Genomic DNA, 13,057 nt, shown 5'->3' on the forward strand with positions numbered 1-13,057 from the left:
TTTTCACTCCAAGCCATGAGCGTCGTTGACCGCATCAAGAGTAGCCCACGACTGAAAAGCCTGGTGCTCTACCTGTTGATTACGCCGGGGCAGGCGCGCCCGCGGCAGTGGGTGAAGTGGTTCGTCAACCCGTTTCGGCACACGTACGGGCGCGGCTCGCTGGTACGCTGGCGCACGCGCCTCGACGTGGTTCCGTTCCAGGCCTTCTCGCTCGGGGCCGGTGCGGTGATTGAGGACTACGCCACCGTGAACAATGGGATGGGCGCGGTGCACATCGGCGCCCGCACGTTCGTGGGCATTGCCAACGTGCTGATTGGGCCGCTGCGCATCGGAAACGACGTCATTATTGCCCAAAACGTCGTGTTCTCCGGACTCAACCACGAGTACGAAGACCTCACACGGCCCATCAAAGACCAGCCCTGCTCCACGGCCGAAATCGTGGTGGAAGATGAAGCTTGGATTGGGGCCAATGCCGTGATTACGGCCGGTGTGCGCATTGGCCGGCACGCCGTGGTGGCCGGCGGCAGCGTGGTGACCAAAGACGTGCCGCCCTACTCGGTGGTGGGCGGCAATCCGGCCCGCATTCTCAAACAGTACAACGCGGAAGCCCAGGCGTGGGAGCGGCCGCAAAAGCTATCCGTTATCTGAACCGCCGATTCGTCGGCTTGCTGCTTACGCTATGCTGGTTTTCCTCTTTTGGCTATCCTTATCCGTCATTCTGTACACGTATGTGGGCTATGCGCTGGTGGTGTGGCTGTGGGCCAGGCTGGTGCGCGGCCGCCGCAAACCGGCCGCTACCGCCTTCGAGCCCGAGGTAACGCTGGTGGTGCCGGCCTACAACGAGGCCGACATTCTGGACGAAAAAATCCGCAACTGCCTAGCGCTGGACTACCCGGCCGAAAAGTTGCATCTGCTCTTCATCACCGATGGCTCCAATGACCACTCGGGCGCGGTGCTGGGCCGCTACCCCGAGGTGCAGCACCTGCACCGCCCGGAGCGGGCTGGCAAATCCATGGCCGAAAACCGTGCTATTCGCTACGTAACCACGCCCTACGTCATTTTCACCGATTGCAACACCCTGCTCAACCCCGAAGCTGCCCGCCGGCTGGTGCGCCACTACGCCGACCCGCAAGTGGGCGCCGTATCGGGCGAGAAGCGCGTGCGGCGCGACGGCAGCGCCTCCGGCGCAGGCGAGGGCTTGTACTGGAAATACGAGTCGTTTCTCAAGCAGTGCGACTCCGATATCTACAGCCTGATGGGCGCGGCCGGCGAACTGGTGTCATTCCGCACTGCACTGTTTAAACCCTTGGAGGCCGATACCATTCTCGACGACTTCGTGCAATCGCTGCGGATTGTGGACGCTGGCTACCGCGTGGTGTACGAACCCGGGGCCTACGCCCTGGAACCGCCTTCTTTTTCGCTGAAGGAAGAAATGAAGCGCAAGGTGCGCATCTGCGCCGGCGGCTGGCAGGCCATGGCGCGGCTGCAGCCGCTGCTCAACCCGCTGCGCCAGCCGGTGGTGGCCTTTCTGTACTTCTCGCACCGGGTGCTGCGCTGGAGCCTCACGCCGGTTCTGCTGCTGCTGCTGCTGCCCCTCAACGCCGTGCTGGCCGTTGCGCACGGCGGCATTTACTCGCTGCTGCTGGTGCTGCAAGGCGTATTTTATGGGGCGGCGGCGCTGGGCTGGTGGCAGGCCAGCCGGGGCCGCTCCGCCGGGCCATTGCTGGTGCCGCTGTACTTCACCATGATGAACGTGGCGGTGTTTCAGGGCGCGGCGCGGTTCTTCCGCAACGCCCAGCCGGCCGCTTGGGATAAGGCGCAGCGCGCGCCGGCCGCCTAGCGTTTGGGATGCTTGGAGAAACGGCATTTTAATGCCGCCGAAGCTCAACTTCAGGCGCTAAGGTAGCCTCAGCACTTGACGTGCCAGCCGTTTGTAAATCATTGAATCATGGGCTCATACATTCGTAATAAAATAAAATTTCTTTCATAAATCCATAGATAAAATCTAATAATCCTGTACATTAGACCAACCACGATGTAACCATCCGTTCCACTTCCACCGATGATGTTACCCTACCCAGCAGCAGCGGCGCCTACTTTTTCGGTGCAGCGGCACGTGCAGTGGCCCAGCACTAAAGCCGTCATATTCGATGTAGACGGAACGCTATACGAGCAGTCCCGACTGCGCATGAAGATGGTAGGCGCGCTGGCCCGCTACTACGCCCTGCGGCCCTGGCGGCTGGCCGAAGTGAGGCTGTTGCTTCGGTTTCGGGCCGAGCGGGAGAAGCGTCCCGGCGCCGCCGGGCCCGGCCTGGAGCAGGCGCAGTACGCCTGGGCCAGCCGCGACGGGCGCATTCCGGGCCAGAAAATCCGGCGGGTGGTGGACCAGTGGCTGTTTGAGCAGCCCAAGCAGTACCTGCGGGCCTGTGCCTACCCCGGCATTCATTCTTTTTTTGCGGCGCTGCGGCAGCACGGCATCAAAATCGGCATTTACTCCGACTACGAGGCTCACGGCAAGCTGGCGGCCCTGGGCCTGGCGGCCGACCTCGTCGTCAGCTCGACCGACCCCGAAATTGACCACCTCAAGCCGGCGCCCCACGGCCTGTGGCACATTGCCGCCACGCTGGGGGTAGCCCCGGCGGAGTGCCTGTTCATCGGCGACCGCCCCGAGTTGGACGGGGCCTGTGCGGCACAAGCCGGCATGCCCTGGCTGATGGTCGAGCAGCAGCGGTTTGACCAATTTACCTTCTACGAATCCCTGGAAAACGGCTTGGTTACGTCCTGTATTTCCTGCGCGCCATGACGAATATGCCTACGTCTCCCAATTCGCTGGCGGCCGCGCCCGAAGCGCCCCTGATTCCGGCAGGCCTCAAAGATTACCTCGCCATCGCGCGCCCCGACAACTGGGTCAAAAACGTCTTTATGGCACCGGGCGTGCTGTTTGCCTACATCATCTACCGGGTGCCGCTCGATTTCGCTTTCCTCAGCACGCTGGCGCTGGGCTTGGCGAGTACCTGCCTGGTGGCCTCGGCCAATTACGTTATCAACGAATACCTCGACGCTGAGTTCGACAAGTTCCACCCACTCAAGAAGAAGCGCACGGCGGTGGTGCGGGTGGTCAGGCCGGGGCTGGTGTACCTGGAGTGGTTTGGGCTGGCCACGGCGGGCTTGCTACTGGCTTATCATATCAGCCTGCAGTTTCTGTTTACGTCCATGTTCTTGCTGTTCATGGGCATACTCTACAACGTGCGGCCGTTCCGCACGAAAGAACGGGTGTACCTCGACGTGCTGTCGGAGTCGGTGAACAACCCCATCCGGTTTGCGCTGGGCTGGTACTTGGTGGCCCCGGCCCTGTCATTTGAAACGCTGAATGCGGTTTCGTTTTTCAATAGCCTGCCGCCTTCCAGCATCATCGTGGCCTATTGGATGGGCGGGGCTTTTTTGATGGCCACCAAGCGCTTTGCCGAATACCGCCTTATCAAAGACCCCGCGCTGGCGGGCCTGTACCGGCGCTCTTTCCGCTATTACACCGAGCACAGCCTGCTGATTTCGATGTTTTTCTATGCCCTCACCTCGGCATTCTTTTTGGGCATTTTTCTCATCAAAAACCGCATTGAGTTGCTAGTGAGCTTTCCGTTTTTTGCCCTGCTGTTTTCCTGGTATTTGCGCATTGGCCTGCTGGACAACTCGCCAGTGCAAGGCTCCGAAAAGCTCTACACCCGCAAGTATTTCATGACCTACGTCGTGCTGTTCTGCATCCTGCTGGTCCTGCTAATGTTCGTGAAAATCCCCTTTCTCAGCAACCTGCTCGAAGACCACCACAATTTCAACAAAGTTTAGCAAGTATCTAAGCGCCAAGCATCTGCCCGCCGCTTGCCTCATCTTCTCCTGCTTGGGCGACCGTCAATTTCAGCGGCTCCGCTGCCGTGCCCTGAGCTCTTACCCATATGCAACCACTCGTAAAACGCGCCCCTCGTTCGCTGGTTGGCTGGCCTCTCCCGGCAGCACCCCGGGTGTGGGCGCCCCTTAGCGCACGCACCCAGCGCGCCCTGATTTACGGGTTGCTGGGCCTGGGAGTGTTTTTCCGGTTGTTTCATTTTTTTAACAACCGGTCCTTCTTCATCGATGAGCTGTTTTTGAGCGTCAACCTGATAAAGATGAATTTTCGGGAGTTGGCCACGCTGCCGTTCGAGTACGAGCAAAAAGCGCCGCTGGGCTACCTGTGGGCGGCGCGCTTTTTCGTGGCCTTGTTTGGCCAGCAGGAACCGGCCCTTCGCTTGTTTTCGCTGCTGTGCGGGCTGGGGACGCTGTTTTTGTTTGTGCCGGTGGCGCGGGGCTTCCTCAGGTCCTGGGGCGCGGTGGTGGCGGTGGGGGCGCTGGCCCTGGCCTACCCGGCCATTTACCACGCCGTGGAGGCCAAGCAGTACAGCGCCGAGCTGCTGGCCACGGTAGTAGCCCTGTGGCTTTACCTCAGGTTCCAGCAGGCCCATTCAATTGCGGCGCTGGTGGCGTGGGGCCTGGGGGGCGGACTGCTGCTCTGGTTTTCGTTTCCCACCATCTTCGTGCTGGCGGGCATCGGGGTGGGCCTTTGGTGCCGCGCGCTGCTGCTCCGGGACTGGCAGCGCTGCGCGCGGCTGCTGATTCCGGGCGTGCTGTGGGGGGTGAGCTTCGGGCTCGTGTACTACTTTTTTGTGGCCAATTACCAGGATTCGGGCTGGCTGGCGTACTTCTTCAAAATTAAATACGCCGGCTACTGGCCCCTGCTGCAGCCCGTGGCCGCGGCCAAATGGCTGGTGCTGAAAACCTACGCATTTTTCACGCATCCGCTGGGCCTGCTGCTCGAAGTCGACAACAGCCGCCACTACTTCGGGCTGAAGCACGTGCTGAAACTGGGCTGGCTATATGTGCCGCTCACCGGCCTGGGAGCCTATTATTGCTTCCGAAAAAGCCCGCAAAATTTTCTGGTTCTCGGCTTGCCCGTGGTGTTTACGCTGCTGGCGTCGGCGGCAAATCAATACCCGTTTCACCAGCGGTTCACGCTGTTTCTGGCGCCTATTGCGCTGCTGGCGCTGGCTTTTGGCACCCAACAGCTGGTGGGCCGCTTTTTCCCGCGCCAAGCGGCCTTTTATGGGCTGCTGGGGCTGCTCTTGGTGCCTTCGCTGGCCAATTCGACCCGACAGGTTATCGACCCCGACACTTTTTATAACCGCGAGTATTACCGCGAGGCCATGTTTTTCGTGAATGACCGATACCGGGCCGGCGACGCCGTGTACGTGTACTGGAACATGCGGCAGGCCTACGACTATTACCACGCCGCGTACCACCTAAAATACCCCGCTACCAAAGCCCGCTTCGTTAAAAACCAGTCGACCAGCCAGGCCCACTACCTGCAAAACCTGCGGCCTGACTTTGCGGCCTTCCGGGGCAAAAAGCGGCTGTGGTTTATTTACGACCGCAACAACCGCGACGCCATTGGCGACTACGTGGACCAGCCGGCCTGGTACCACGCCCAAGCCATGCCGCCCGGCCGGCTACTAAACGAACATTTTTCGAAGCTGGGCACGGCCGTGGCGCATTTCCGTAAGGGGTACTACGAAGTGGTATTATACGAGTTGGACTGAGCAAAACTACTCTGTTGCAGCTGCTTCGATTCATTCCCATTTAATTTAGACGACAGCCCTTTTCGGACTCCGGGCCAGCCCCGCCCGCACCGCATGAAGACCTCCCTGTTCCAGAAGCTTCACCCCTACCTCAGCAACCAGCAGTTCATGTCGTTGGTCGGCAACCTCACGGTGTCGGCGATGAGCATTATCTCGGTTTCGCTGCTGTTTCGGGCGCTGCCGGCCCGGGAAATTGGCCTGTGGGTGGTGTTCATGACGGCCGTGGGCCTGGCCGATTCGTTTCGGGCCGGCTTTCTCACCACGGCTTTCATTCGGGCCCGCTCGGGGGCTACGCCCGCCCGCGCGGCCGAAGTCACGGGTTCGGCCTGGGCCATTGCGCTGGCCATCAGCGGCCTGCTGGGCTTGCTCAACCTGGGCGGCTGGTTGGTCTTCGGCCACAGTGCCGATGCGGCCACGGCCCTGTTGCTGCGCTGGTTTGGCGTGGTGGTGGTGGCCACGCTGCCGTATTTCATGGCCGCGTGCGTCATGCAGTCGGCCATGCGGTTCGACCGCATTCTCTACATCCGGCTGTTGTCGCAGGGCTTGTTTGTGCTCGGCATCATTGCCCTGATAATGACCGGTACCACTACCCTGAACCGGGTGGTGTATGCCTACGTGGGAGCCTCCGCTGGCACCAGCCTGCTCATGCTGGCCTGGGGCTGGGCCGGGGCCGGCAGCCTGGGCCGGCGCAGTGCTGCCTGCATGCGCGAGTTGGGCCACTTTGGCAAGTACAGCGTGGGGAGCTACGTGGGAGCCAACCTGCTGCGCAGCTCCGACACCTTCATTATCAACTACCTGCTGGGGCCGGCCCCGCTGGCGGTGTACAACCTGGCCGGGCGCTTCATGGAAATCATTGAAATTCCGTTGCGCAGCTTCGTGGCCACGGCCATGCCGGCCATGTCGGCCGCCTTCAACCTGGGCCGGCTGCCGGAAGTGGCGCGGCTGCTGCGCAAAAACGCCGGCATGCTCACCTGGGCCTTCGTGCCGGTTATTCTGGTGACCATGCTGGTGGCCGAGCTTCCGGTTTACCTCATCGGCGGCCCCAAATACCAGCACACCGAAGCGGCCAACCTGCTGCGCATCAGCATGGCTCTGGCCCTGCTCTACCCCATCGACCGGTTTGTGGGCGTGACCCTCGACGTGGTGAACCAGCCCCGCCTGAACCTGGTAAAAGTGTTTCTGATGCTGGCCGTGAACGTGGTGGGCGACGTGGCGGCGCTGCTGCTTTTTGGCAACATCTACGGCGTGGCCTTTGCCAGCCTGCCCACCGGCATCGCCGGCTTTGTCTTCGGCTACGTCCACCTCAAAAAGCACTTGCCCTTGTCCGTCCGCGGCATTATGAGCACCGGAATGCAGGAAATTCGGCTGCTGGGCTTGCGTTTTCTCAGCAAAGCGGCGGCAGTGCTCAAGCCTGGCTGATGATGGTTGCCGGCGGGCGGCACGGTCACTAAAATCGGCACCCGCATTCCAAGCGCCGCCCTGGTTTTAACGGCCGAGGTTGTGCGGTTTTCAGGATATCGAAACTTTAATTCGGCCGTAAGCGAGTACAATTCACTAAAATAAGCTGTTGCAAACGGGCGTCTCGCTCGCTTGCAAAAACAGGAAAACCTCTTTGTTATGAGAATAGCTCACTTAATCATGGTCCACAAAAATGCCGGGCAAGTGGAACGCCTGATTAACGCGCTGTCGCACGAGCAGTTTGATTTCTACATTCACCTCGATGCCAAAGTCGACCGCCAGCAATTCGAGTATCTGGCGCGCATGCCCCGGGTCAGGTTCATTGCACAACGGCAGGTGGTGCGGTGGGCCGCTTTCAGCTTCGTGGAGGCCACGGTGGAGAGCCTGCGGGAAATCCTCGCGTCCGGCATCCGTTACGATTTCATCAACCTGCTGAGCGGGCAGGATTATCCCATCAAACCCGCCGACAGCATCTACCGCTTTTTTGCCCGGCACGTGGGGGCCACCTTCCTCTCCTACGAGCCGCAGCAGGGGTCGGCGTGGTGGGGCCACGCCATCACCCGCATCGAGCAGTACCACCTGATTTACTTTGACTTCAAATTCCAATACCGGCTGCAGCAGCTCGTCAACCTGGTGCTGCCAAAGCGCACGTTCCCGTTGCCCTACACGCTCTACGGCGGTTCGTGCGGCTCGTGGTGGACCATGGGCGTCGATTGCGCCGCTTACCTCGTCAACTTCCTCGACAGCCACGCGGCGCTGCGGCGGTTCAGCCGCTTCACCTGGGGCTCCGATGAATTTTTGGTTTCCACCATCCTGCTGAATTCTCCCCTCAAGGACAACATCATCAACAACAACTACCGCTACATCGACTGGTCGGGCGGCGGCGCCAACCCCAAAATTCTTACCGTGGCCGACGCCAGCAAGCTGGCACAGAGCCCCAATTTATTCGCTCGCAAGTTCGACACCGCCAAGGATGCCGAAATATTGAACATCATCGACCACACCATGAATCACACGCAGCCTCGCGTACCGGCCTAGCGCCAACGAGCCGCGTCACAGTAAGTCACCCGCTATTCGCTTCTTCCACCCTGCTGTGAGTATTGAGCATGACCCAACACGTAATTCTCGCGTACGGCCAGGAAACCGAGCTTTGGCGCGCCACTTTTGCCGTCTTGAGCTTTTATGCCTGGTACGAGGGCAACCGCGCCGACGTCCACACGGTGGTGTTCACCGATAAGCCGGAATTCTTTGCGCCACATTTCGATGGGTTGCCGGTTGACTACGGCCTGCTCACCCCCACCGGGCTGGCCGAAATGCGCGGGCCGCACCAATACATTCACCGGGTGAAGCCGGCCGTTATCCAACGGGTTTTTGGGGAATACCCGGGCGACAACCTGCTATTCTGCGATTCAGACACCTTTTTCATTGCCCCGGCCGACGCCCTGCTCCGCAGCGTACGGGCCGATGTGAGCGTGATGCACCTGCGCGAATTCAATTTTGAAGAGGCCGTGCACGTGTACGCCGGCTTCACGCCGGCCAACCAGGACCGATACCCGCGGCGGTTTATCGAGCTGATTGAAAAGCGCACGTTCCCGGTGGGCGGCGTGGAGCGGAAGTTCGAGAAAACCCACTTCATCTGGAATTCCGGGGTGTTGGGATTGAGCCACGAAGTAGGCCGGCTGATGCCCGAAATCGGCGCGCTCAACGATGCGTTTTACGCCGGCAGCGGCTGGATTACCAGCGAGCAAATTGCCTTTTCTCTGGCCCTGCCCTTCACCACCAGCCTTATTGCCAGCAGCCAGTACGTGCTGCACTACTGGGGCCAGCAGCAAAAAACACTGATGGATGGCTTGCTCAGCCGGCTCACCAACCCCAACTTCCAGGCGTTGCCCCACTCCGAGAAATTGGCTGAGGTGAAGCGCCTGACCCGGGTGTGGCGCCGCACCGTCCAGCTCAGTCAGGTGCGCGAAGGAGCCCTGTATGCCTTCTCGAAAGGCGAGCTAAAAGCTGGCGTAAAGTGCGCGGCCAAAGCCTTTTTTGCCTCGCCCTTCGATGCCGATTTTGCCAAGAAACTGCTCACCGTATTCCGACAGAAGTTGACCAGCTCCGTTTGAGCTATTGATTCAGAGCCTATTTATTTACAGCCTGTTCTGGATTCTAATTTTGTCATGCTGAGCGGAGTTGAAGCATCTCTACCGCAGTAGTAAACCTGATTAGTTGCGCAGTAGAGATGCTTCGACTCCGCTCAGCATGACGTTCTGGAAGACGTTCTGGGAAACGTTAAAGCAAGTACCTCGCTTTATTCAGCATAAATTTCAACTCCCGATTACTCACCATTGACCGCTCCCAGCTTGACTAAGCGAGATTTTGATGCCGTGGTGGTGGGCTCCGGTCCCAATGGGCTGGCGGCCGCCATCACTCTGCAGCAGGCGGGCCTGTCGGTGTTGTTGCTGGAGGGCAAAAACAGCGTGGGCGGCGGGTTACGCACGGCGGAGCTTACCCTGCCGGGCTTTCGGCACGACGTCTGTTCCGCCATTCACCCGCTTGCGGCGGAGTCGCCGTTTTTCAAAACCCTGCCCTTGCAGGCGCACGGCCTGGAATACATTTACCCGCCCGTGGCCACCGCCCACCCGCTCGCCAACGGCACGGCCGCCGTGCTGGAGCAGTCGATGGCCGCCACCGTGGCCCGACTGGGAATGGATGCGTCAGCTTACCAACGGTTGATATCGCCTGTGGCGAACGATTGGCCTGCGCTGGGGCCCGCAATCCTTGGCCCGCTGCGGTGGCCAAAGCACCCGTTGGCAATGGCTCAGTTTGGATTGAAAGGGCTGTTGCCGGCCAGCACGTTTGCCAACCTTCACCTGAAAACGACCGAGGCCCGGGCGTTGTGGGGCGGCATGGCCGCGCACGCCCAGCTGCCCCTCACCCACGTGGCCACTTCAGCCATTGGCCTGGTACTACTGGCCATGGGGCACCGGCACGGCTGGCCGCTGCCCAAAGGCGGGTCGCAGGCCATCGCCACGGCGCTCACCGCTTATTTCGTGTCGCTGGGCGGGCAGGTGCAAACCAATTTCTACGTAAAATCCCTGGCGCAATTGCCGTCGGCGCACGCCGTGCTGCTAGACGTTACGCCCCGGCAGCTGCTCGGTATTGCGGGCCATGCGTTTTCGGCGCTCTACAAGTGGCAACTCGAACGCTACCGCTACGGCATGGGCGTGTTTAAAATAGACTGGGCCCTGGCGGAGCCCATTCCGTTCACCGCGCCCGACTGTCGGCGGGCGGGCACCGTTCACCTCGGCAACACGCTGGAGGAAATCACCGCCGCCGAGCAGCTCACCTGGAACGGCACGCACCCTGAAAAGCCCTTCGTGCTACTGGCCCAACAAAGCCTGTTCGACACTACCCGCGCCCCCACCGGGCAGCACACGGCCTGGGCTTATTGCCACGTGCCGCATGGCTCGACCCGGGATATGACCGCCGCCATCGAGCAGCAAGTAGAACGCTTTGCACCGGGCTTTCGGGAGCGAATTCTGGCCCGGCACGTGCTTAACACGGCCCAGATGGAAGACTACAACCCCAATTATATCGGCGGCGACATCAACGGCGGGGTGCTGGACATTGGCCAGCTGTTTACGCGGCCCGTACTGCGCTTTTCGCCTTACCAAACCTCGGCCAAAGGCCTGTATATCTGCTCCTCCTCTACCCCGCCCGGCGGGGGCGTGCATGGCATGTGCGGCTACCACGCGGCCAGGCGGGCGTTGCAGGATGTGTTTGGCGTGCGGCTGCCGGGGTTGGCGTAGCGCTTAGTATCCGGCCTTGCGCATGGGCAAGCGGTAGTTTTGTTGCCCCCAAAAAGCCCGACAATAACATAAACAAACGACTAATTATTTTAATTTATCTAATTAATTATTCAGTTCCACAAGTTATTTTCGTGTACTACGTCCTGCTGAGCCTATCACGGGGCCAGCCTGGGCCAGTGGTTTCCGCCGGCAACTGCTTTTTTCTGGTACCGAACATCTGTGTTGATGAAAAGCACCGCTTACGATTTACTTGTGGTCGGAACGGGCTTTGCCTCGACCTTTTTTCTGAAGCAGTATTTGAGCAAAGCGCCCGCTACGGCCAGGGTGCTGGTGCTGGAGCGGGGCCACCTGTATCCGCGGGCCGAACGCGTGAAGGAAATCCTTGGCCAGGAAACCGCTTATGCCAAGCTCAATCCGCTGGCCAACGACACGTTTGAGAACCACAACCGCGGCAAGGACTGGCATTTCAGTGTGGGCTTTGGGGGCAGCTCCAACTGCTGGTACGGCTGCACGCCGCGCTTTTTGCCCTCCGATTTCCGGATGAAAACCCTGTATGGAATCGGCAACGACTGGCCGGTGCAGTACGACGAACTGGACCCGTACTACGAGCAGGTGGAAGACCTGATGGCCATCTCCGGCCCGGCCGAAACGCCCTACCCGCGCAAAAAGGCCTACGCCCAGCCGCCGCACCTGTTCACGGCCGTCGACACCCTTCTGCACCGGCAATACGGCAAGCTCTACATCAGCCAGCCCACGGCCCGCGCCCGCGTGGCCACGCACGGCCGCAACCCCTGCTGCGCCAGCGCCGTGTGCAGTGTGTGCCCCGTAGATGCCAAATTCACCATCGAAAACTCGAACTTCCGGGTGTACGACGACCCGCGCGTGGAGCTGCTGCACGGCGCGCAAGTGTATGGCTTGGAGCTGGTGCAGGACCGGGTGCGCAAGGTCAGTTTCCACCGAAATGCCCAGGACCAGCACGTCGGCGCCGAGGTGGTGGCCTTGGGCGCCAATGCCCTGTTCAACGCCAACATTCTCCTGAATTCCGGCGATAAAAACCCCTTCACCGGGCGCGGGCTGGGCGAGCAGCTGGGCCTGCAAGCGCACGTGTACCTCGACAACCTGCAAAGCCTGGGCGGCAGCACCTGGGTAAATGCTAACGGCTATATGCTCTACGACGGCGAGCACCGCAAGGAGTACGCGGCCTGCCTCATGGAATCCAGCAACGCCCCGTTCTTCCGCCCCGAAAGCGGCAAATGGCGCAACATGGCCAGCTTCCGCATGATTTTCGAAGACCTGCCGGACGCCGACAACTACGTGGCCACCACCGCGGATATTATGAAGCCGGCCATCCACTTCAAAGGCCCCTCGGACTACACCCGCAAGGCCATTGAGCGCATGAAGCAGCGTCTGCCCGCAGTGCTGGCCTGCCTGCCCGTCGAGCAGATTATCTACGACCAGCCCTACGCCTCCGAAGCGCACATCCTGGGCACCACGCGCATGAGCGTTTCGGCCGCGCAAGGCGTGGTAGACAAGCACTTGCGGCACCACCAGTACCGCAACCTGTTTGTGCTGGGCAGCGGCAGCTTTACTACCTACACCCCCGCCAACCCCACCCTCACGCTGTCGGCGCTGTCGCTGCTGGCCGCCGACCAATCATTCTAGCTTTTTACCAGCCTTGCTATGCGCAGAAGAAGCTTTTTGCAACTCGTGGGCCTGGGCGCCGCTGCCGTGGCCGTGCCCGCCGGCGTGGCGTACTCCGCCTCCGTGGAAGACGCCCTGGCCGGCATCATCCTGCATGAATTTCATTTCCTGAAAATAGACCGCACAGGCGTCGACGAATTTGTGGCCGACTATTACAAACGGACGGGCGCCAACCAGCAGTTCTTCCTGAACGTGAAGACCAAAGCCTACTATTTATTAAAAATAGATTCCGAACGGTCGCAATTAGTCCGGACGTTGACGACGCTCTATTTGCTATCAACCGATTTTTTTCTGAATCGGATGGATGAACGCAAAGAAGTCAAGTATCTGGGCTGGTACAATCCGCACAAAACGCCGTGCGCCAATCCTTTTTCCGCGCTCTATTACCCACCCGCTGCTAGCTGAATTCCCGTCTGTTTCTCCCTCCGCTCGCTCACC

Annotated in this window: 11 protein-coding genes; all 11 read left to right on the forward strand. The window is 60.4% G+C overall.

The features are described from left to right. Positions 1-15 precede the first annotated feature (15 nt). The 11 genes from I2I05_RS03725 (at position 16) to I2I05_RS03775 (ending at position 13,024) form a co-directional block, all read left to right on the forward strand. A complete protein-coding gene (locus tag I2I05_RS03725; RefSeq protein WP_196280896.1) occupies positions 16-648 on the forward strand; it encodes an acyltransferase in 633 nt (210 codons plus the stop codon). A gap of 31 nt (positions 649-679) precedes the next feature. Continuing rightward, a complete protein-coding gene (locus I2I05_RS03730) occupies positions 680-1,840 on the forward strand; it encodes a glycosyltransferase family 2 protein (RefSeq protein WP_230688151.1) in 1,161 nt (386 codons plus the stop codon). 222 nt (positions 1,841-2,062) lie between these two features. Next, positions 2,063-2,803, forward strand: a complete 741-nt coding sequence (locus I2I05_RS03735; protein WP_196280897.1) for an HAD family hydrolase — start codon at positions 2,063-2,065, stop codon at positions 2,801-2,803. Continuing rightward, positions 2,800-3,840, forward strand: a complete 1,041-nt coding sequence (locus I2I05_RS03740) for a UbiA family prenyltransferase (protein ID WP_230688152.1) — start codon at positions 2,800-2,802, stop codon at positions 3,838-3,840. Before I2I05_RS03735 ends, I2I05_RS03740 begins: the two co-directional genes overlap by 4 nt. 107 nt (positions 3,841-3,947) lie before the next feature. Then, positions 3,948-5,621, forward strand: coding sequence for a glycosyltransferase family 39 protein (locus I2I05_RS03745; protein WP_196280898.1), 1,674 nt, complete (start codon positions 3,948-3,950; stop codon positions 5,619-5,621). Between the two features lie 93 nt (positions 5,622-5,714). Next, positions 5,715-7,079: a lipopolysaccharide biosynthesis protein gene (locus I2I05_RS03750; RefSeq protein ID WP_196280899.1), complete on the forward strand. Its 1,365-nt coding sequence runs from the start codon at positions 5,715-5,717 to the stop codon at positions 7,077-7,079. A gap of 198 nt (positions 7,080-7,277) precedes the next feature. Continuing rightward, on the forward strand, positions 7,278-8,156 hold the full coding sequence (locus tag I2I05_RS03755) for a beta-1,6-N-acetylglucosaminyltransferase (RefSeq protein WP_262895135.1): 879 nt from the start codon (positions 7,278-7,280) through the stop codon (positions 8,154-8,156). A 68-nt stretch (positions 8,157-8,224) separates the two neighbouring features. Continuing rightward, the gene (locus I2I05_RS03760) at positions 8,225-9,232 is read left to right on the forward strand and encodes a hypothetical protein (RefSeq protein ID WP_196280901.1); all 1,008 of its coding nucleotides are present in this window, start codon (positions 8,225-8,227) and stop codon (positions 9,230-9,232) included. A gap of 237 nt (positions 9,233-9,469) precedes the next feature. Then, on the forward strand, positions 9,470-10,918 hold the full coding sequence (locus I2I05_RS03765; protein WP_196280902.1) for a phytoene desaturase family protein: 1,449 nt from the start codon (positions 9,470-9,472) through the stop codon (positions 10,916-10,918). A gap of 225 nt (positions 10,919-11,143) precedes the next feature. Beyond that, positions 11,144-12,580 (forward strand): GMC oxidoreductase, encoded by a 1,437-nt coding sequence (locus I2I05_RS03770; RefSeq protein WP_196280903.1) that lies wholly within the window; start codon positions 11,144-11,146, stop codon positions 12,578-12,580. 18 nt (positions 12,581-12,598) lie between these two features. After that, on the forward strand, positions 12,599-13,024 hold the full coding sequence (locus tag I2I05_RS03775) for a hypothetical protein (protein WP_196280904.1): 426 nt from the start codon (positions 12,599-12,601) through the stop codon (positions 13,022-13,024). Positions 13,025-13,057: the final 33 nt, after the last annotated feature.

This window comes from Hymenobacter jeongseonensis (assembly GCF_015694725.1).
Classification (GTDB): Bacteria; Bacteroidota; Bacteroidia; order Cytophagales; family Hymenobacteraceae; genus Hymenobacter; species Hymenobacter jeongseonensis.